Raw genomic sequence first — 20,608 nt, 5'->3', positions numbered from 1 at the left:
TGAGGGGGCGCAATGTCAGTCGGTGGGCGACTGCAGTGCCTGCAGCTCGGCCAGCGTATTGGCGTTGGCGAAGGCATCGGGCGCATCGCCGGGTCGGTCAAACGGTACCACGCTGCAGCGCTGCTGCATGGCCCAGACGCGCACCTTGCTGCCGCCGGCCGCCACATGGTGGGCCAGGCTGTCGCGCAGCGTGGCGCGCAGCAGGCAGAACACGGGCTGGGGGCGCAGCACGGGCTGGCCCTGGGCATCGGGCTCCGGCCCGGCCGCCATGGCGATGTCGCTGCCCTCGCGCTCTGCCACCTCGGCCAGGCGCGCCGCCAGGTCGCTCGGGAAGAGGGGGGTGTCACACGGCGCCGTGAGCAGCCACGGCGTGGTGCAGTGCGTAAGCCCCGCCAGAAACCCCGCCAGCGGCCCGGGGTAGTCCGCTTGGGCATCGGGCCACACCGGCACTCCGAAGGCCGCATAGGCCGTGAGGTTGCGGTTGGCATTGAGCAGCAGGGTGCCCACCTGCGGTTGCAGGCGCCGCAGCGCATGCTGGGCCAGTGGCAGGCCGCGAAACAGCTGCAGGCCCTTGTCCAGCCCGCCCATGCGAGCGCCCCGTCCCCCTGCGAGGACCAGGCCGGTGATGTGCTGCGGGTCGATCATGCGTGCGCTGCTGCGTGGCGTAGCGGGCTGGCGGCTTGCGCCGCGCGGGCTCAGCCGCCGATGTAGCTCATCTCCACCCGGCGCGCGGCACCTGGCATGGCGGTGTCGGCAGGCAGGCTGCCGCGCAGTTCCGAATACCGGTCGCTGCGTCCTTGCCAGATGGCGCCGATGGCGGCCGCGATGGCCTCGTCATCCGCACCACCGCGCAGCAGGCTGCGCAGGTCATGTCCCTGGCTGGCGAACAGGCACAGGTAGAGCCGGCCTTCGGTGGACAGGCGGGCGCGGTTGCAGTCGTGGCAGAAGGCCTGGGTCACGCTGCTGATCACGCCCACCTCACCCAGCGCAGGGTCGTGCCGGCCGCTGGCATCGGCGTAGCCCCAACGCTCGGCCGTCTCGCCCGGGCTGGTGGGGGACAGCGGCACCAGGGGCAGGTGGGCGCGCAGGCGCGCGATCAGCTCGGCCGAGGGCAGCACCTCGTCCATGCGCCAGCCGTTGGTGGCGCCCACGTCCATGTACTCGATGAAGCGCAGCGTGGTGCCCGTGCCGCGGAAGTGCCGCGCCATGGGCAGGATCTCGTGGTCGTTGGTGCCGCGCTTGACCACCATGTTGACCTTGATCTGCGACAGCCCCGCCGCATGCGCGGCCTCGATGCCCGCGAGCACATCGGCCACGGGGAAGTCCACGTCGTTCATGCGCCGGAACACCGCGTCGTCCAGGCCATCGAGGCTCACCGTCACGCGGTTCAGGCCGGCATCCTTGAGCGCGCGGGCCTTGCGCACCAGCAGCGAGCCATTGGTGGTGAGCGTGAGATCGGGCGGCAGGCCGTCCACGGTGCGCAACTGCGCCAGTTGCGCGATCAGCACTTCGAGGTTCTTGCGCAGCAGCGGCTCGCCGCCCGTCAGGCGGATCTTGCGCACGCCATGCGCCAGGAACAGCCGCGCCAGGCGCGTGATCTCCTCGAAGCTGAGCAGCGCGCTATGGGGCAGGTAGGGGTAGTCCTTGTCGAAGACTTCCTTGGGCATGCAGTAGCTGCAGCGGAAGTTGCAGCGGTCCGTCACACTGATGCGCAGGTCACGCAAGGCCCGCCCGCGCGTGTCCACCAGGTGGCCGGTGGGCGCCTGGGCATGCGGCGGCACCACCGCCCGGAGGGCGGCGATGCGCTGGTCCACCAGGGGGATCACACGTTCGGCCATGGGGCCGATTTTGCCGCAGTTGCCGTTTTTGGCATGCTGCACTGCAGCTTGCCCTTAAGACCTACAGGTTAGACACAACGGCCGCCATCGACCTCGATGCACACACCGTTGATGAACGAGGCCTCGTCGCTGGCCAGGTAGAGCGCGGCGTTGGCCACGTCCAGCGCGGTGGAAAAGCGGCCCAGCGGAATCGTGGCCAGGAACTTGGCGCGGCGCGCATCGTCCACCGGGCCGCCCGCGAACTCGGCCGCCAGGCCGGTGTCGGGGTTGAACACGGGGTTGATGCAGTTCACGCGGATGTTGTCCGGGCCCAGCTCGGCCGCCATGGACTTGCTGGTGATGATCACGGCACCCTTGGAGCCGTTGTACCAGGTCAGTCCCGGGCGCGGGCGCAGGCCGGCGGTGGAGGCGATGTTGATGATGCTGCCGCCGCCCACCTGGCGCAGCGCCGGCACGGCGTGGATGGCCGACAGGTAGATGCTCTTCATGTTGATGGCATAGACCTTGTCGAACTCTTCCTCGCTCACCTCCAGCATGGGGCGGTTGCGGTGCGTCCAGCCGGCGTTGTTGACCATCACGTCGAGCTGGCCGTACAGGCGCACGGCTTCATCGACCAAGGCCTTGACCTGTGCGGAGTTGGTCACGTCGGCCTTGAAGAAGGCGGCTGTGCCGCCGGCTGCGGTGATCTCGGCCACCACGCGCTGGCCACCGGCTTCATTGATGTCGTTGACGATGAGCTTGGCGCCCTCGGCCGCCAGGCGCTTGGCTATGCCCTCGCCAATGCCGTTGCCGGCGCCGGTGACGATGACGGATTTGTTCTGTGCACGCATGGAGTGTCTCCCTGTGTTGGAAAAATGGGGGCGGTGAAAAGGGGCCAGTCAGGCCGAGGGTTCGGGGGCGGGTGACGCCTTGGCCTCTGCGGGCACGCGGCCGTAGAACTGCGGGAAGTGCTCCTTCACGCCGTTGCCGTCGAAGGCCCAGCCCGTGCACTGGCCCAGGTGGCGGGGCGGATCGCCGTTGGCCGGCGGCGCGAACACGGCGGTGACGGACTGGAAGGCGGCCGTGGCCAGGTTGAACAGCAGCTCGCGCAGATGCGTGCAGCTGGCCACGCCGCCCAGGTGCTTCTGGATGGCCTGGCGCCAGCCGCGCGTCATGCTGCAGCCCACCATCTGCTGCAGCGCGGCCTGGGCCAGCGGGCAGTCCTTGAGCGGGTGGGCATCCATGGCGACGTCGATGGCCTGCACCACGAGCTGGCGGTCCACCGTCACGCGCAGCAGCATGTGGTGGATGGGCTCGCCTGCGCGGCGCATGCCCTCGCCGCGGTGCACGGGGGCATCGTAAGCCTTGCTGTCGTGCAGCTCGCCTTCGATGTCCCACAGGCCGTCGTCGCGCTCGAAGCCCTGGTAGGTCACGCGCCGGACATGGCGGGCGGTGCGGGGGGCGGGGGGGCTCAGGGGCATGGAGAGAGTCTTCGCAAATCGCTGCGTCCCGCCGCAGGGGCGGGACACCGGGCTCAGCCGTGCTTGATGGCCACCGTCTTGAGCGTGGTGAAGCCGTACAGCGCCTCGAAGCCCTTCTCGCGTCCGTAGCCGCTGGACTTCACGCCGCCGAAGGGCAGCTCCACGCCGCCGCCGGCGCCGTAGTTGTTGATGAACACCTGGCCGCTGTGCACGCGCTTGGCCATGCGGAACTGGCGCGCGCCATCGCGCGTCCAGATGCCGGCCACCAGGCCGAACTGGGTGGCATTGGCCAGTTCCACCGCATGGTCCTCGTCCTGGAAGGCCATGGCCGACAGCACGGGGCCGAAGACTTCTTCCTGCGCCAGGCGGTGCTGCACCGGCACGTCGCGCAGCAGCGTGGGGGCCTGGTAGAAGCCGCCTTCGGGGGATTCGTCCACCACCGTGCCCTGGGCCACCATGGGGATGCCGGCCACCTGCGCGTCGGACAGAAAGTCCCACACGCGCTGCTGCTGGGTCTGGCGGATCAGCGGGCCCACGTCCAGGTCCATGGCCGCGGGGCCCACGCGCAGGGCCTCGAAGGCCTTGCCCAGGCGTGCGAGCAGGGATTCGTAGATGAGCGAGTCGATCAGCACGCGCGAGCCGGCGCTGCAGGTCTGGCCCGCGTTCTGCACGATGGCGTTGATGACCACGGGCACGGCGGCATCCAGGTCGGCATCGGCAAAGATGATCTGCGGGCTCTTGCCACCGAGCTCCAGCGTCACGGGGCAGTGGCGCTCGGCCGCCACCTGCTGGATCAGCGTGCCGATCTTGGGGCTGCCGGTGAAGCTGATGTGGTCGATGCCCGGGTGGCGCGCGAGCGCGTCGCCGACCTCGTGGCCGTAGCCGGTGACGATGTTGATCGCGCCCGAAGGGAAGCCCACTTCGGCCGCGAGCTGGGCCACGCGGATCAGCGACAGGCAGGCGTCCTCGGCCGGCTTGACCACGCAGACGTTGCCGGCGGCCAGGGCCCCGCCCACGCTGCGGCCGAAGATCTGCATCGGGTAGTTCCAGGGGATCACATGGCCCGTCACGCCGTGCGGCTCGCGCCAGGTGAGCACGCTGTAGCCGTCCAGGTAGGGCAGGGTCTCGCCATGCAGCTTGTCGCAGGCACCGGCATAGAACTCGAAATAGCGCGCCAGCGCCAGCGTGTCGGCCCGTGCCTGCTTGGTGGGCTTGCCGCAGTCGCGCTGCTCCAGCGCGGTCAGCTCGTCGGCATGCTCGAGCACCTTGGCCGACAGGCGCTGCAGCAGGCGGCCGCGGTCGGCGGGCGCCATGCGCTGCCACACGGCGTTGTAGCACTGGCGTGCCGCATGCACCGCCGCATCGATGTCGTCGGCATTGCTGCGCTGGATCTCGTCGAAGGGCTGGCCGTCGGACGGGTCGATCACGGGCAGCGTACGGCCCGACGAAGACGGTACGGAGGCGTTGGCGATGTAGTTCAGTTGCATGGTGCCATTTTGCCCGGAAATAGAACGTGTTCTTAGTATTTGTGGCTCAATTGCCGCTGGGTGATAACCCGCATGCGTCGATAGCTATCGTTTCAATAGCAAGTCGCGCGCAAGGCCGCCAGGTCCAGGATCTCCACCTCGCCGCGGTGCACGCGCACCAGTGCGCGGGCTTCCAGGTCCTTGAGGATCTGGTTGGTGGTCTGGCGCGAAATCGCCAGCATCAGCGACAGCTGCTCCTGCGAGATGCCGATCACCCGGCGCGACTGGCCCTCGGCCGTCCACTGGCCGTAGCCCTCGGCCATCATCACCAGGCGGCGCGCCAGGCGCTGGCCGGCGGGCAGCAGGGCCAACTCCTCGATGGCCACGAAGGCGGTGCGCAGCTTGTCGGTGAGCAGCAGGGCCAGCGCATGCCAGTGCTGCGGATGGGCCGTGAGCCAGGCCTGCAGCGGATCGTGCGGTATCTGCAGCAGGGTGCTGGCCTCGGCCGCATGCGCATCGTGGGTGCGGGCCGAGTTGTCGAAGACCGAGATCTCGCCGAACCAGTGCGGTGGCTCCAGCCGCGTGAGCATGGCGGCGCGCGCCTCGTCCGCCCGCCCGCCCGTGCCCGAGATGTTGATCGCGCCGCGCACCACGGCATACAGACCGCAGGGCGCATCGCCGCGCAGGAACAGCACCTCGCCGGGCGCCAATTGGCGCAGGTGGGCCATGGCGAGCAGCGGCTGGGCGAAATCGGGGGGCAGGTGGGCGAACCAGCGGCCGGTCTGGAGCACGGGAAGGTAGGCGGCAGGGTCGGTCATGCAAGGGATCGGGTCGGGCGGGGCGTTGTGTCGGCTTTCCGACAGACGTTGGCCGGGGGGAGCGCGACTATGGATGCTGCTCAAAACAATACCAGGAGACACCCATGAAAACCCTGATCGACCACCTGTCCCAGTACGCCGAGTACCACCGCGACCCGCGCAACATCCATACGCACTTCGTGGGCGTGCCCATGATCATGTTCGCCGTGGTGATCCTGCTCTCGCGCCCGGTCTGGCTGCTGGGTGGCGTGCCCGTGGGGCCGGCCCTGGTGGCGGCCATCGCGGCCAGCGTCTTCTACTTCCGGCTCGATACCCGCTATGGTCTGGTGATGGCCACGCTGCTGGCGGCCATGCTGGCCGGCGGCCAGTGGCTGGCGGTGCAGGGCACCACGCTCTGGCTGGCCGCGGGCGTGGGCCTGTTCGCCGTGGGCTGGGTGATCCAGTTCGTGGGCCACTACTACGAGGGGCGCAAGCCGGCCTTCGTGGACGATCTGGTGGGCCTGATCGTTGGCCCGCTGTTCGTGGTGGCCGAATTGGGCTTTCTGATGGGCCTGCGCAAGGATGTGCAGCACGCCATCGAGCAGCGCAGCGGCCCGGTTCGCTTGCGCACCGGTCCCGCCGCGACGGCCTGAGCCTCCCCCTTCATCGAACGTTTGCCCACGGCACCGGTAACGGTGCCGTGGGTTTTGTCACAGGAGCGCGGCCAGCCCCTGGCCGCGATTGCGCCCCATGAGCTTTGTTTCCATCCTGCCCACGCTGCTGTTCATTGCGCTGGGCCTCGTCATGTTCGGCCTGGGCCTGTCGCTCACCGTAGCCGACTTCCGGCGCCTGCTGCAGTACCCGCGTGCCGTGGTGCTGGCCCTGGTGCTGCAGGTGCTGGTGCTGCCTGCGGCTTGCTACGGCCTCATCGTGCTACTGGGCGTGCCGCCGCTCTACGCCGTGGGGCTGATGCTGCTGGCGGCCTCGCCGGGCGGCGTGTCGGCCAACCTCTTCAGCCACCTGTTCGGCGGCAACGTGGCGATGAACATCTCGCTCACGGCCATCAACACGCTGCTGTCCATCGTGAGCCTGCCGCTCATCACCAACTGGGCCATCGCCACCTTCGCCAAGACGGGGCAGGTGGTGCCGCTGCAGTTCGGCAAGGTGCTGGAGGTGATCGTGATCGTGCTCATCCCCGTGGTGGTGGGCATGGCGGTGCACCGGCGCGCCCCGGCCTTCAGCGCGCGCATGGAAAAGCCCATGAAGCTCTTCAGCGCCCTGGTGCTGGCCGCCTTTGCACTGATCGCCATCGTGAAGGAATGGGCGGCGCTGTCGGCCTCGTTTGCCGACATCGGCCCTGCCGTGCTGTTGTTCAACGCGCTGAGCCTTGGCGCGGGCTACTTCCTGCCGCGCGCGGTGGGCATGGACAAGTCCCTGTCCACGGCCATCGGCTTCGAGATCGGCATCCACAACTCCACGCTGGCGATCTTCATTGCGCTGTCGGTGCTGAACAACTTCCAGCTCGCGCTGCCGGCAGCCATCTACTCGGTCAGCATGTACACCATGGCGCCGCTGTTCTGCATGCTGGTGCTGCGGCGGTCAGGCGGGCACCCCGCGCCAGCGCCTGCTTCCCGTTCATGATTTGCTTTCCAGGCTGTTGCGCATGGCCGTCTGCGCAACGGCGTCCAGGGCCACATCCACCACGGGCTGCTGGCTGAGCACCTGCAGGCTGCCCTGCTGGATGCACCGGTCGAGCAGCCGCAGGGTCATCGACTGGGTGCGACCGGATGCGTTGGTGAACAGGAAGAAGGTGCCGTGCGAGCCGACCCAGGACAGCTGGGTGCGCTCCCACTGGCCGGCCACCAGCAGGTTCACCCAGCTGCCGACGGCCAGCGCGGGCCGGGCGGGTGCATCCACCGGGGTGGGCTCCGGCAGGGGCGTGAGCTCCCCTGGCACCGAGGGCTGCAGGTCGTCCATGAAGCCGGAATCCTGGGCTTCCGACGGTGCGACCCAGGGCTCGTCATCCAGCAGCAGGTCCGGTGCTTCCACCGCCTGCGCATCGGCCGGCAAGGCGGGGGCTTGGGGTGGTGCGACGGGCTTGGGCGCGCCCTGGAAGGCCTGCTGGTGCAACTGCATCAACTGCCCGAAGACCGCTTCGGTCCGGTCCGCGGGGTAGTCGATCAGCGCCAGGCCATTGCGCAGCCGGGTCAGCAGTTGGGGAATCAGGCGCGCGAGTTCGCCGGTGTGCATGCGGGTCAGCTCGGGCTGTGCGCTCCAGACCAGAATGCCCACCAGTTCCTGATAGCTGCCCGGGTCGGCGCTGCCGCTTGGGTCGGCCAGGCGCGCCTGGGCCATGACCTGGGCCCAGGGGCCGAGCAGGAAATGGGCAATCTCGCCGGGAATGTGGTCGATCTGCGGCAGCAGCCGGATCTCTGCGGATATCTGGGCCGCCAGCAGATGGCGCTGCTCCGCGTGCTGCAGCGCCTCGATGGCGCGCTGGCGCTCGTGTTCGCGCGCCTGCTCGCTGTCGGCCCATTGTGCGTGCAGCTGCTGGCGGACCTGCTCGAAGTCGTCCGCCCCTTCGATGGTGGCGGTGGCCAGCGGCCCGGCAATGTCCATGAGGGAGCGCATGAAGCGCTTGAAGCCCGGCGCCTCGGGTCCGTTGAACGCCATGCTGCGGTCCGCAATGTCCTGCAGCAGGCGGCGCGCGGGGTGTTCCTTGTTGCTGAAGAAACGGGGGTCGCCCAGCGCCAGCTGTATCAGGGCGGGCTCCAGGGCGCGCACGAACTGCTGCACGGGCCAGGGCAGCCGGTTGTCGTGCGCGATGTTGTCCACCATGAGCGCGACGACTTCCATGCCGAGGGCATCCCCCAGCCCTGAGGCGCGCCGCTGTTCTACGGGCCCATTGCCCGGCTGGGTGCGCTGGCTGCTGCCCAGGCGCTCCATCATCTTGCCGACCTGGTTCATCTCCTGCAGTGCCTCGAAGGCCGCGGGCACGGTCACGGCGAAATCCGTGGCGGGCGGATCGATCGGGGGAAGGCCGCCAGGGCTTTCGAACTCGCGTGCAAAACGTTCGGCAAAGGGCTCATCGTTCGGCGCACCTGCCGGGGCTGGCGCGGGCTTCCCGCTGAACTCGCCGAGCAGCAGGCGGCGCAGCCGGTCGAGTGTCAGCAGCGGGTCGGCCGCGCCGGCCGGTGCGGGCAGCCCCAAGTCCATGCCCATGCCCGTTTCAGCCCCGAAGCCCGGAGAGGCGCCGTCGCTGGCCGGCGCGACATACACCACCTGGCCGTCGGCCTGGCGCATGGCATAGCCTGCGGGCTGCACGCCGCCTTGCTTGAGCAGGTCGATCTGCGCCAGGTAAAGCCGGCGCAGCTCCGTGCCCAGTGCCTTGGCCATGTGCGCCATCCAGTCGTTGCGCATCTGTGCGCTGACCTGCATCTGCGACACCACGGCCTGCAGCGCCTGCAGGAAGACTTCGGGGCGCAGGGGGTTGTGCTCGGGCTGAACCCTTTGCAGCCCCCGGGCTGCACACACCAGGGCGTCAAGGTCGGCCAGCGGCCCCTCCACGGCCGATGCCAGGATCTGGGTGGCACGGGCGCGCTCCACGCTTTCGGTGATCTGCGACTCGTCCATCAGTTCGAGCTGGTCGAAATGGATGGTGAACAGGGAGCGCGAGGGCTTTTCCTCCCCCGGCGCTGCGGTCTGCTGTTCCAGGGCCTTGCGCAGCGCGCCGGGGTAGCGCTCGCCCATCACGGAGGTGAGCCGCATGAGCTGCTGCTGCGCTTCGTGCATGGCCTGGTGCTCGCCGGAGGTGCGGGCCTCCTCCTGGCGCAGTTGCAGGGACATGCGCGCCGCCTCGGCGACCCGCTCCATCAGCTGCCTGGAATCGGCCAGCACGCTTTGGACGATGCGCTGGTACTGCGGGGCGTCGCCGTCGCGCGGGGCAGTCGGTGCGGAGTGTGTCAAGGGCATCTTCTCTGGGAATACCGGAATGCCCGAGATGTTACGCGGGCTTGCTGCCCAGGTTCCAGGTTCTCAAGCAGATCGGCCGAAACCCGGTCTTGTCCAGGCCAGCAGCGCCACCGTGCACGCCGTGCCCAGCGCCACCAGGGCGCACAGCTGCGGCAAGGCGGCGTCCAGCGGCGCACCCAGCTGGTTCAGGCGCAGCGAGGCCTGCACGCCCGAGGTGCTGGGCAGCAGCCAGCGCGCCCATTGCAGCGGCTCGGGCAGCGCCTCCACGGGCCAGGAGAAGCCGGCCACGAAGGCGATCGGCAGCGTGGTGAACAGCAGCACCTGCAGTGCACGCTCGCGGTTGCCCACCCACAGGCCGACCAATGCGCCCAGGGCTGCGATGGCCGGCACGTAGCAGGCCAGCAGCGCCAGCGCGCCCAGCGGGTTGCCGCCGCGCGGATAGTCGTGCAGCAAAAAGATCCAGCCGAAGTAGAACAGGCCGCTGGCCCAGCCCAGCGTGCTCAGCGCCAGCAGCCGGCCCAGCCAGGTGCGGGCCCGCGCCCGGTGCCGGCCGGCCTCCACCCAGGTGCCGGCGAGCATGGCCGCACCCATGAGCAGGGTCTGCTGCAGGATCAGCAGCGCCACGGCGGGCACGACGAAGCTGCCATAGCCCTCGGTCGGGTTGAACAGCGCCACCATCTGCAGCTGCACCGGGTTGCGGCTGGCCGCCGCCTGCTGCGCGCTCTGGCCCGCGGCCTGCAGCTTGCGCATCTCGACGCCCGCGGACACCGTGCCCACGGCCTCGGCAAAGCCGTACTGCACGGCCTTGTTGAGCAGGGCATAGGCGCCATTGCCCTCCAGGCGGACCAGGGCTTCCTCGCCGCGAACCACGCTGCGCTTGAGGTTGGCGGGGATCAGCGCATAGCCCTCCACCTCGCCGCGCCACAGCGCCTCCTGTGCCTCGCGCTCGCTGGCGGTCACCAGGCGCACCTCGATGCGCGGATCGGCCTCGGCAAAGCGCGTGATCTGGCGCGACAGGCTGCTGCCGTCCATGTCCACCACGGCCACGGGTACGCGCGTGAGCACCTCGTCGGCATAGAACCAGGGGTAGAAGAAGCCGTAGAGCACGGGCGCGGCCACGAGCAGCAGCAGCACGCCCTTGTCGCGGGCAATGGTGGCCAGCGCCTGCAGCCAGGCGCTCCACAGGCTTGCCGGCTCTGCGGGTTGATCGTGTCGTGCGTCCATCACCGTCCTCCCCAGCTCTCGGGCCGGCTGCGTGCCAGGTGCAGGGCCAGCGTGCAGATCGCAAGCAGCAAGGCCGTGGCCAGCGCCAGTGCCACCACGGTGGAAACACTGGTGCGCAGCGGTGCGCCCATCTGCAACTGCTCGATCTGCAGGCGGATGTAGTGCGTATAGGGCATGGCCTCGGCCCAGGCACGTGCACTGGCCGGCATGCCCGCCAGCGGAAAGCCCACGCCGCTGAACGCAAACGCCGGTGCTGCGAAGAAGCCCGCGCCCGACAGGGCCGTGCGCAGCGAGCGTGTGAGGCCCGCCAGCGCCGCGCCGGCCGCCACCGACACGGCCATCAGCAGCGCCAGGCCCGCCGCCACCCAGGCCAGGTTGCCCGGCGGGTGCCAGCCTCGGCCCCAGGTGATGCCTGCCAGCGCGAGCAGCGCCACCAGCGTGAGCGAGGCCCAGGGCAGGGCCAGCTTGCCCAGCAGGGCGGCGCCTGTGCGCAATACGCCACCATCGGTACCCAACCATTCGCCCAGCGTGCGGTCGCGCAGCTCGCGTCCCACGGTCCAGGCGCCGGCCGTCATGGCCAGGATGTGCAGCAGCGCAGGGATCAGCGCCGCGCCCAGGAATTGCTCGTAGTTGGTGGACACGTTGAACAGCGCCAGCAGTTGCGTGTGGATGGGCTCCATGCTCACGCGCACGGCCTGGGCCGGCTCGCCGCGCTTGTTGCGCGCCGCCATCTCGATGCCGGCCGACAGCGTGCCCACCACGGCGCGCACGTCGCGCTGCAGCACGCCCGAATGCGTGCCCAGTTGCGCGTTGTGCAGCAGCGTGACCTGGGCCGTGCGGCCCTGCTTCACGGTGCGCGCAAAGTCGCGCGGCAGCGTGACCACGGCGTAGACCTCCACGCTGCGCAGCGCGCGCTCGGCCTCGGCCGTGTTGGCGTAGTGCTGCACCACCTGAAGGCCGGGCGTGGCGTCGAGCATGCGCACCAGCTGCCGCGACAGGGCCGAGTGGTCGTCGTCCAGCACGCCCACGGGCAGGTGCCGCGGCAGGCCGGCCGAGAAGATCCAGCCCATGAGCAGCACCGCCAGCAGCGGCACCCAGGAGACCATGGCCAGGTCCCAGGGGCTGGCGAGCAGGCGCCGCGCTTCGCGGCGAAAGCTGTGGACCAGGGAATTCATGGCGTAGTCAAGGGGCAGGGCGTTGCGTGCCGGCTCATTGCACCAGCACCGTCATGCCGGGGCGGGCGCCTTCGATGGGAGAGGCCGGGCGGGCGCGCACTTCGAAGGTGCGCACGTCGAAGCCCTGGCCGGCACGCGTGGCGCGCCAGGTGGCGAAGTCGGGCAGCGCGGCCGTGTGGTAGACCTTGAAGCGCACGGGCTTGCCCACAGTGCCCAGTGCAGGCAGCGTGGCCTCGAACTCCTGGCCGATGGCAAAGCGCTGCAGCCGGTCCTCGCGCACGTTCAGCACCACCCACTGGTCGGCCAGGTCCACCACCGTGACCACGGCCACGCCCTGGGGCGAAAGCTCGCCGCTGCGCGCCAGCACCTTGGCCACCTCGCCGGCCACCGGGCTCTTGAGCTCCGTCTCGGCCTGTGCCGCCTGCACCTCGGCCACCACGCCCGCCACCTGGCGCGCCTGGGCGCTGGCGGCGCTGCGGTCTTCGGGCCGGGCACCGGCGCGGGCCAGCTCGTACTGGGCCTTGGCGGCCAGGGCCTGGTCGCGCGCGGCCTTGTGGTTGGCCTCGGCCTCGTCGCGCTTTTGCGCGGCCACCAGGCCTTCGTGGGCCAGGCCGTCCACGCGGCGGTAAGACGTTTCGGCCAGGTCGGCCGCGGTCACGGCGCGCTGCCAGGCCAGGCGCGCCATCTCCACCTCCTGCGGGCGGGCGCCATGCTGGGCCTTGTCGGCCACGGCCTGTGCAGCCTCCTGCGCAGCGGTGGCCTGTGCCAGCTTGGCCTGCACCTCGGGGCTGTCCATGCGGATCAGCGGGGCGCCCACGGCGATCTGGTCGCCTTCCTTCACCAGAATCTGGGCGATGCGCGCCGTGACCTTGGGCGCGATGTCCGCCTCGCGCGCCTCCATCTGGCCCTGGAAGACCTCGGGCGCTGGCTGGGAGGCCTTCCACAGCCCGACGCCGACGAAGCCGCCCACGGCCACCAGGGCCACGGCACCCAGCAGCGCAGCTTTCTTGCTGCCCTTGCCGTTGTTGTTCTTGTTGCTGGTATCGCTCATGTTCATTCCACCTTCACATCGGCACGTGCCATGTATTTGCCAAATTCATCGGACAGGCCGCAGCTTTCGCGCAGTTCGGCCCGGGCCTTCACGTAGTCGTGGGCGGCCTGGGCGCGTTCGGTCTGCGCCTTGGCCTGGTTGACCTGGGCGTCGATCAGGTCCAGCGTGGTGCTGGTGCCCGCACGCAGGCCCGAGCTGCGCAGGCGCAGCACCTCATCGGCCACCTCCAGCCCGGGCTGCAGCGCGAAGTAGGCGCGCCGCGCCTGCTCCAGCGCCTGCCAGCGCTTTTCCACCAGCAGCGCAATGTCGTTCTGCGCCTGGGCGCCGGTGCGCTCGGCCTGCTCGATCTGGCGCGAGGACGATGCGGCCAGCGCATCGCGGTCGATGGAGTCCCACAGCGTGACGCGCACGCCGATGCCGGCGACCCAGTCGGCGTCCCTGCCGCTCTTGAGCTGGCGCTGGCCACAGGCGAACACCTGCGGCTTGCGCAGGGCCTCCTGCGCGGCATGCAACTGCTCGGCCTGGCCTTTCTTGGCGGCCACCTTGGCCAGGCCCGGGTGGCGCTGCAGTGCGGCGTCGACGAAGTGGGGCAGGGGCTCCACTGGCTGGCCCAGCACGAACAGCGGGCTGGTGGGCGTCACGCGTTCGCTGGCCTTCACCGTGCGGGTGAGGGCGGTGGCGGCCAGGTCGGCGTCATCGCGGGCCTTGCGTGCGTTGCGGCGCGCTTCCTCCAGTGCGGCGCGTGCCTGCAGGCGCTCCACGCGGGCGATCACGCCGGCATCCAGCATCTTCTGCGCGGCAGCGTCGTGCTGCTCGATGGTAGCCAACGCTGATTCGCGCAGCCGCGCCGCCTGCTCGGCCAGCTGGGCGCCGAAGTAGCGCTGCACCAGCAGCGTGGTGACCTCGTGGCCGGTCTTGTCGGCATCGGCCTGCACCTCGGCGGCCTGCGCCTGCACCAGGCCGCGCGCGGCATCGCCGGCGCCGCCCATGTAGATCGGCCAGATGCCCGAGACCGAGGTGCTGGTGTCGGTCTTGTGGCGGTTCAGGGTGTAGCTGGCCGGCAGGTGCGGCAACTGGGCCAGCGAGCCGGCCAACTGGGGCGGCAGCTGCTGCAGCACGCCGGGCAGGGCCTGGTTCACGGGGTTCAGGTCGAGGTCCAGGTTGGCGTTGTAGGCGTACGCGGCACCGCTGAGCGAGACCACAGGGCCGCCCAGGCGCTCCAGGGCCTGGCGGCGCAACTGGGCGCTTTCCAGTGCGCTGCGCGATGCGGCGAGCTGGTCGGAGCGGGCCGTGAGCTGCTCCAGCGCCGTATGGAAAGCCATGGGCTCGGCATGGGCGGGTACCTGCAGGGCAAGCGCGGCCAGCAGCGCGGAAATGCGCAGGCAAAAGCGGGGCTGGCCGGCCGCTGCGTGCGGTCGGTTCGGGGTGCTGGGAATCATGGTGTCGTCGGGGTTTCAGCGTGCGCCCACGGGCGTGTAGGCGTCACGGTGGTCGGCCAGCCAGCGTTCGGAGCGGTCGCTGCCCTGCTGGCTGGGATGGAAGTCGCGCCGCAGGTACGCGCGCCAGGGGCGCCAGCTCTCGCGCACCAGCCCGCCGCGGCCGAACAGGGTGCGTGCCGCGCTGGCCCAGGTGCGCCAGCGCCACAGCGTGCCGTCGCGGCGCAGGTTGCCCACGGTCTGGCGCAGCACATCGCCCAGGAACACCAGCGTGATGCGCCGGAACCAGGTGATGCGCCAGGCATGGTCGCCGCCCAGGGCCTGGTAGATGTCGAAGGCGGTGCTCTTGTGCTCGGCCTCTTCGGCGCAGTGCCATTGCCACATCGTGGCCAGGCGGGGCTCGGCACCTTCCAGCACCTGTGGGTGGGCCAGCAGCCACTCGGCCAGCAGGGCCGTGAAATGCTCGTTGGCGGCGGTCACCGCCAGCGGGTGGCGCACGTCGGCGCCGTCGAAGAGCTTCATGCGCTCGGCCGCGCGCGGCCCCCAGGTGTTGACCAGTCCCTGCGTGTCCAGGTGGCCGTTGAACAGCGCATGGATGCGCCGGTGCGTGGCCTCCTGCCCGACGAAGCCGCGCACCTCCTCGGCGTACTGCGCCTGCTTCTCGGCGGGCAGGGCCTTGTGGCCATTGCGCACCGCGTCGATGAAGAACTGCTCGCCCACGGGAAAGCTCATCGACAGCGCATTGAAGAGCGCCGTGCGAAAGGCGTCGCCACCGCACCAGTGGCGCTCGAAGGGCGCCGTGAGGTCGATGAGCAGGCGGCGGACGACGAGTTCGGTCATGGCGGGCTCCCAGGAAGAAAAAGGCTTTGGTACTGTATGGTACCAGTTGCATATGATGCGCCTGGAGTGTGGTACTGTCAAGTACCTCCTAGGATATTCCTGGAATCCATCCCGCCGCCATGACCGACGCCCCGACCGCTGCCAGCCCGTCCACCGTGCACCGCTCCCGCCTGCTGGAGGGCATGGCGCGCGCCGTGGCCGCGCGCGGCTATGCCGACACCACCATTGCCGACATCGTGCGCGAGGCCAGCGTCTCGCGCCGCACCTTCTACGAGAACTTCGGCGACAAGGCCGAGTGCCTGATCGCGCTGTACGAGGTTGCCAGCGGTAATGCCATCACCGTGCTGCGCAATGCCATCGACCCGGCGAGCGACTGGCAGCTGCAGGTCGAGCAGGCGCTCAAGGCCTATTTCGGCGTGCTCGAGCGCAACCCGGTGCTGCTGCGCACCCTGTTCGTGGAGATGCTGGGCCTGGGCGCGCCCGGCCTGGCCGCGCGCCGCCGTGCCAACCAGCAGCTGGCCGACCTGATGCTCGACGTGGTGAACAACCGCCCGGGCGAACGCCTGCGCAAGGCCCCGCTGCAGCCCATGATGGCCATGGCGGTGGTGGGCGGCATCAACGAGATGGTGCTGCAGTCCATCGAGCAGGGGAGCGCCAGCGACCTGCAGGAGCTGGTGGAGCCGGCCGCGATGCTGCTGCGTGCAGCGATCTCGGCGGAGTTCTGACTCAGACCTCGTTCGCTACTTCGATCAGGTTCTCATCGGGGTCGTAGATGTAGACCGAGCGCAGGCGGTGCTGCGCCCCCGTGGCACCCACCGGCCCCTGCACCACGGCCACGCCTTCGGCGGCCAGGTGCAGCAGCACCTCGTCGAGCGGCGTGCGCGTGAGAAAGCACAGGTCGCCCGAGCCCGCAGTGGCGTGGCGCACGTTCGGGTCCACCACCGTGCCGACCTCGTGCAGGTTGATCTTCTGCGTGCCGAAATGCAGGGCATGGCGCCCGGGCTTGAACTCCCGCGCCTGCATGCCCAGCACGCGCTCGTAGAAGGCAATGGTGGCCGGGATGCTGGCGACGGTGAGGACCACATGGTCCAGCGATTGCACGGTGATGGGCATGGCAGTGCGTTGCAGTGGTGTGGAAAATGAAAAAGGCCCGCCGAAGCGGGCCGTGGCTGCATGGCGGTTGCCGCAGCGTATCAGCCCGAGTGGAACTTCACCACCAGCGGCACGATCAGCAGCGCCACGATGTTGATGATCTTGATCAGCGGGTTGATGGCCGGGCCGGCGGTGTCCTTGTAGGGATCGCCCACGGTGTCACCGGTCACGGCGGCTTTGTGCGCCTCGCTGCCCTTGCCGCCGTGGTGGCCGTCCTCGATGTACTTCTTGGCATTGTCCCACGCGCCGCCGCCTGTGCACATGGAGATGGCGACGAAGAGGCCAGTGACGATGGTGCCCATGAGCAGGCCGCCCAGCGCCTTGGGCCCGAGGGCCAGGCCGACCACGATGGGCACGACCACGGGCAGCAGGCTGGGGATCACCATCTCCTTGATGGCGGCGGTTGTCAGCATGTCCACGGCCTTGCCGTACTCGGGCTTGCCGGTTCCGTCCATGATGCCCTTGATGGTGCTGAACTGGCGGCGCACTTCCACCACCACGGCGCCGGCCGCGCGGCCCACGGCTTCCATGGCCATGGCGCCGAACAGGTAGGGAATCAGCCCGCCGATGAACAGGCCCACGATGACCAGCGGGTCCGACAGGTCGAACAAGATGGCCTTGCCATAGGTCTCCAGCTTGTGCGTGTAGTCGGCAAACAGCACCAGCGCCGCCAGGCCCGCCGAGCCGATGGCATAGCCCTTGGTCACTGCCTTGGTGGTGTTGCCCACGGCGTCCAGCGGGTCGGTAATGTCGCGCACGCTGCTGGGCAGCTCGGCCATCTCGGCAATGCCGCCGGCGTTGTCGGTGATGGGGCCGTAGGCGTCCAGCGCCACCACGATGCCCGCCATGCTCAGCATGGACGTGGCCGCTACCGCGATGCCGTACAGGCCCGCGAGCTGGTAGGACGCGAGGATGGCCAGGCAGACGAAGACCACCGGCCAGGCCGTGGACCGCATGGACACACCCAGCCCGGCGATGATGTTGGTGCCGTGGCCGGTGGTGGACGCCTGTGCGATGTGCTGCACGGGCGAGTACTGCGTGCCGGTGTAGAACTCGGTGATCCAGACCAGCGCGGCCGTGAGCACCAGCCCCGTGGCGCAGGCGCCGAACAGGCGCATCTGGCTGCCGCTGGCGGCGATGGCGTTGTCCGGCATGATCCATACCGTGACGAAGTAGAACGCGATCAGCGACAGCACGCCCGCGATGGCCAGGCCCTTGTAGAGCGCCGGCATCACGTTCTTCATGCCCGGCGAGGCCTTCACGAAGAAGCAGCCGATGATGGACGCCACGATGGACACGGCGCCCAGCGCCAGCGGGTACACCACGGCATTGACCGGCGCGGCCACCACCATCAGCGCGCCCAGCACCATGGTGGCGATCAGCGTCACCGCATAGGTCTCGAACAGGTCGGCGGCCATGCCGGCGCAGTCGCCCACGTTGTCGCCCACGTTGTCGGCGATCACGGCCGGGTTGCGCGGGTCGTCCTCGGGGATGCCGGCCTCCACCTTGCCCACCAGGTCGGCGCCCACGTCGGCACCCTTGGTGAAGATGCCGCCGCCCAGGCGCGCGAAGATCGAGATCAGCGAGGAGCCGAAGGCAAAACCGATCAGCGGGTTGAGCGCCTCGGCCAGCGCAGGCCCTGCGGTGACGCCGCGCGACAGCACCCAGTAAAAGCCCGTGACGCCCAGCAGGCCCAGGCCCACCACCAGCATGCCGGTGATGGCGCCGCCACGGAACGCGACGTCGAGCGCGGGGCCGATGCCCTGCGTGGCGGCCTGCGCGGTGCGCACATTGGCGCGCACCGAGACATTCATGCCGATGAAGCCGCAGGCGCCCGAGAGAAAGGCGCCCAGCACGAAGCCGAACGCGGAGTTCAGGTCCAGAAAGACACCGATGAGAATGGCCAGCACCACGCCCACGAGGGCAATGGTCTTGTACTGGCGGGCCAGGTAGGCCGCTGCACCGGCCTGGATGGCGCCGGCAATCTCCTGCATGCGCGCGTTGCCCGCATCCTTGGCAAGAATCCACCCACGGGCCCAGATGCCGTAGGCCACCGCAATCAATCCGCAAACCACTGCCAGTATCAGAGGGGACGTCAGCGCTGAGTTGTCAGCCATTCATTTCTCCTTGGTTGTATCAGTTGCACGGAAGGAAACACAACGCAGGTCGGTGGTGCTTCCGCTGCGTTGCTTCCTCGTGCTCCAGCCAGGGAGCCGATTGGCCAACGGACCCAATTTACAGGCAAACGGGGATTTGCAAGCAGGCAGAAAGGGGCATGCGCCTAAAATCAGGGTTAATCCCGACGCTCTGGGCCTTGGACCGGGCTCGCGGGTTATCGTTACAAACCACTCTCCAAAGACATGTCCCTGAACCACGTACCCCCAGGCAAGAACGCCCCCGACGCCTTCAACGTCGTCATCGAGATCCCGATGAACGCCGACCCGATCAAGTACGAAGTGGACAAGGAATCGGGCGCGATCTTCGTGGACCGCTTCATGACCACCGCCATGCACTACCCCACCAACTACGGCTATGTGCCGCAGACCCTGTCGGGCGACGGCGACCCGGTGGACGTGCTGGTCATCACCCCCTACCCGCTGTTCCCCGGCGTGGTCGTGCCCTGCCGCCCCATCGGCATCCTGATGATGGAAGACGAAGCCGGCGTGGACGGCAAGGTGCTGGCCGTGCCCACCGACAAGGTGCTGCCCATCTACACCCACTGGCAGAAGGTGGAAGACGTGAACCCGATGCGCCTGAAGGCCATCAGCCACTTCTTCGAGCACTACAAGGACCTGGAACCAGGCAAGTGGGTCAAGGTGCTGGGCTGGGAAGGCCTGGACGCCGCCAAGAAGGAAATCATGGACGGCATCGCCAACTTCAAGGCCGCGAAGAGCCAGGCCTGACTGAGCGCCGTACCCTGAGCGCCGCCTTGCGGCGCCGGCCCTTCCGAAAAGCATGCACGCCCCGGTGGCGTGCATGCTTTTTTTCATGGAAACCCCGCACTGCGCAGTGCCCCCACGGTTGCTAGACTGCGCACAGCCCAGGTGTCGGTGCGGAGTCCTGCGCCCGCCCCGGCAGGTATGGCCATGGCCAAGGGATGATATGAAGATTTCCGACGTGCGTATCGGGCTCAAGCTGGGGATCGGCTTCCTCACTCTCGTGCTGCTCACAGCCCTCTTGGGAGCGGTCTCGCTGATCCAGCTGTCCCGCATCCACCACAACGCGCAGGAGATCGCCAGCAACCTGCTTCCCAGCGTGGGCTACACGGGTGAATTGCGCGTGCTCATGAACCGCATGCGGCGCTCCGAGGCCGGCATGATCACCGCGCGCAGTACAGCCGAAGTCCAGGCCTTCGCCGAGCAGATGGGTGCGCGCGCCAAGGACCTGGAGCGTGTGGAGAGCCAGTACGAACCCCTGGTCAGTGCCGGCGAGGAGCGCGAGGCCTTCCAGGCCTTCCGCACGCGCAAGGCCGCGTACTACAAGCTCCAGGCCAACCTGGTGGAAGTCGCCAAGGCGGTGGACTTCAGCACCAACGACACCCTGGCGCTGAGTGCCGACGCCTTGTCCGCCCTGTTCGCGGGCGACTCGGAAACCGCCTTCGTGGCCGCGGCCGAAACCCTGGGCCAGTTGCAGAAGATCACCTCCGCCCAGGCCGACAAGGAACAGGCCGAGGTGAAGTCGGTCTTCCAGGCGGCACGGGTTTGGGTGCTGGGTACCCTGGCCGCCTGCGTCGGGCTGGCCGTGGTGCTGGGCGTGTCGATCACACGCTCGGTCACGCGCCCGGCGGGCCAGGCCGTGGCCGCTGCGCGCGCCATTGCCGAAGGCGACCTCACGGCCGCCATGCCGGCCCACGGCAGGGACGAAATGGGCCAGTTGTTGTCGGCACTGGAGGACATGCGTTCCAACCTGGCCCGCGTGGTCACCGGCGTGCGCGGCAACGCCGAAAGCGTGGCCTCGGCCAGCGCGCAGATCGCCTCGGGCAACAACGACCTGTCGGCGCGCACCGAGCAGCAGGCCTCGGCGCTGGAAGAAACCGCCGCCTCCATGGAAGAACTGGGCTCCACCGTACGCCAGAACGCCGACAACGCACGCCAGGCCAACCAACTGGCCCTGAACGCCTCCACCGTGGCCGTGCAGGGCGGCGACGTGGTGGCCGAAGTGGTCGAGACCATGAAAGGCATCAACGCCAGCAGCAGC

General features: G+C 69.1%; 19 protein-coding genes. 5 read left to right on the top strand and 14 right to left on the bottom strand.

The window, feature by feature from the left end:
- Positions 1-15: 15 nt before the first annotated feature.
- From mobA to ACK59X_RS32150, 6 genes are all read right to left on the bottom strand, one after another.
- Positions 16-645 (bottom strand): molybdenum cofactor guanylyltransferase MobA, encoded by a 630-nt coding sequence (gene mobA, locus ACK59X_RS32175; RefSeq protein WP_409963141.1) that lies wholly within the window; start codon positions 643-645, stop codon positions 16-18.
- A 50-nt stretch (positions 646-695) separates the two neighbouring features.
- On the bottom strand, positions 696-1,838 hold the full coding sequence (gene moaA / locus ACK59X_RS32170; RefSeq protein ID WP_409963139.1) for a GTP 3',8-cyclase MoaA: 1,143 nt from the start codon (positions 1,836-1,838) through the stop codon (positions 696-698).
- Positions 1,839-1,906: 68 nt separating this feature from the next.
- Positions 1,907-2,668 (bottom strand): SDR family oxidoreductase, encoded by a 762-nt coding sequence (locus ACK59X_RS32165; RefSeq protein ID WP_409963137.1) that lies wholly within the window; start codon positions 2,666-2,668, stop codon positions 1,907-1,909.
- A 48-nt stretch (positions 2,669-2,716) separates the two neighbouring features.
- Positions 2,717-3,298, bottom strand: coding sequence for a DUF2889 domain-containing protein (locus ACK59X_RS32160; RefSeq protein ID WP_409963135.1), 582 nt, complete (start codon positions 3,296-3,298; stop codon positions 2,717-2,719).
- 53 nt (positions 3,299-3,351) lie between these two features.
- Complete coding sequence (locus tag ACK59X_RS32155; RefSeq protein ID WP_409963133.1) at positions 3,352-4,785, bottom strand: aldehyde dehydrogenase family protein; 1,434 nt, start codon at positions 4,783-4,785, stop codon at positions 3,352-3,354.
- 92 nt (positions 4,786-4,877) lie between these two features.
- Positions 4,878-5,582: a Crp/Fnr family transcriptional regulator gene (locus ACK59X_RS32150; protein ID WP_409963131.1), complete on the bottom strand. Its 705-nt coding sequence runs from the start codon at positions 5,580-5,582 to the stop codon at positions 4,878-4,880.
- A gap of 104 nt (positions 5,583-5,686) precedes the next feature.
- On the opposite strand from ACK59X_RS32150, the gene ACK59X_RS32145 reads away from it, so the two are divergent.
- Positions 5,687-6,214, top strand: a complete 528-nt coding sequence (locus ACK59X_RS32145; RefSeq protein WP_409963129.1) for a DUF962 domain-containing protein — start codon at positions 5,687-5,689, stop codon at positions 6,212-6,214.
- Between the two features lie 97 nt (positions 6,215-6,311).
- Positions 6,312-7,202 (top strand): bile acid:sodium symporter family protein, encoded by an 891-nt coding sequence (locus ACK59X_RS32140; protein WP_409963127.1) that lies wholly within the window; start codon positions 6,312-6,314, stop codon positions 7,200-7,202.
- Here ACK59X_RS32140 and ACK59X_RS32135 read toward each other — a convergent pair.
- The 6 genes from ACK59X_RS32135 to ACK59X_RS32110 all read right to left on the bottom strand — a co-directional run bounded on the left by ACK59X_RS32135 (position 7,197) and on the right by ACK59X_RS32110 (position 15,259).
- A complete protein-coding gene (locus ACK59X_RS32135; protein ID WP_409963125.1) occupies positions 7,197-9,533 on the bottom strand; it encodes a DUF1631 family protein in 2,337 nt (778 codons plus the stop codon). The genes ACK59X_RS32140 and ACK59X_RS32135 overlap by 6 nt on opposite strands.
- Before the next feature lie 63 nt (positions 9,534-9,596).
- A complete protein-coding gene (locus ACK59X_RS32130) occupies positions 9,597-10,757 on the bottom strand; it encodes an ABC transporter permease (protein WP_409963123.1) in 1,161 nt (386 codons plus the stop codon).
- Positions 10,757-11,932: an ABC transporter permease gene (locus tag ACK59X_RS32125; protein WP_409963121.1), complete on the bottom strand. Its 1,176-nt coding sequence runs from the start codon at positions 11,930-11,932 to the stop codon at positions 10,757-10,759. Before ACK59X_RS32125 ends, ACK59X_RS32130 begins: the two co-directional genes overlap by 1 nt.
- Positions 11,933-11,966: 34 nt before the next feature.
- On the bottom strand, positions 11,967-12,983 hold the full coding sequence (locus ACK59X_RS32120; protein WP_409963119.1) for an HlyD family secretion protein: 1,017 nt from the start codon (positions 12,981-12,983) through the stop codon (positions 11,967-11,969).
- A 2-nt stretch (positions 12,984-12,985) separates the two neighbouring features.
- Entirely contained in the window at positions 12,986-14,422 is a 1,437-nt protein-coding gene (locus ACK59X_RS32115; RefSeq protein WP_409963117.1) for a TolC family protein, read from the bottom strand.
- A 15-nt stretch (positions 14,423-14,437) separates the two neighbouring features.
- Entirely contained in the window at positions 14,438-15,259 is an 822-nt protein-coding gene (locus ACK59X_RS32110) for a metal-dependent hydrolase (RefSeq protein WP_409963115.1), read from the bottom strand.
- Positions 15,260-15,378: 119 nt separating this feature from the next.
- Here ACK59X_RS32110 and ACK59X_RS32105 point away from each other — a divergent pair, with 119 nt between their 5' ends.
- Positions 15,379-15,984 carry a TetR/AcrR family transcriptional regulator gene (locus ACK59X_RS32105; protein WP_409963113.1) on the top strand — a complete coding sequence of 202 codons (606 nt, stop codon included), beginning with the start codon at positions 15,379-15,381 and terminating at the stop codon, positions 15,982-15,984.
- 1 nt (position 15,985) lies between these two features.
- On the opposite strand, the gene ACK59X_RS32100 is transcribed toward ACK59X_RS32105, so the two are convergent.
- Complete coding sequence (locus ACK59X_RS32100) at positions 15,986-16,372, bottom strand: VOC family protein (RefSeq protein ID WP_409963111.1); 387 nt, start codon at positions 16,370-16,372, stop codon at positions 15,986-15,988.
- 80 nt (positions 16,373-16,452) lie between these two features.
- Complete coding sequence (locus ACK59X_RS32095; RefSeq protein WP_409963109.1) at positions 16,453-18,528, bottom strand: sodium-translocating pyrophosphatase; 2,076 nt, start codon at positions 18,526-18,528, stop codon at positions 16,453-16,455.
- Between the two features lie 243 nt (positions 18,529-18,771).
- Between ACK59X_RS32095 and ppa the strand changes: the two genes are divergently transcribed.
- Positions 18,772-19,314 carry an inorganic diphosphatase gene (gene ppa / locus ACK59X_RS32090; protein WP_409963107.1) on the top strand — a complete coding sequence of 181 codons (543 nt, stop codon included), beginning with the start codon at positions 18,772-18,774 and terminating at the stop codon, positions 19,312-19,314.
- Between the two features lie 199 nt (positions 19,315-19,513).
- A partial coding sequence (locus ACK59X_RS32085) for an MCP four helix bundle domain-containing protein (RefSeq protein WP_409963105.1) occupies positions 19,514-20,608 on the top strand: 1,095 nt, incomplete at its 3' end.

Origin of the sequence: Acidovorax sp. (assembly GCF_046339755.1) — a bacterium.
Taxonomy (GTDB): Bacteria; Pseudomonadota; Gammaproteobacteria; order Burkholderiales; family Burkholderiaceae_C; genus Acidovorax.
Note: the sequence above shows the minus strand (reverse complement) of the source record. Positions and strands in the feature narration are given on the sequence as shown.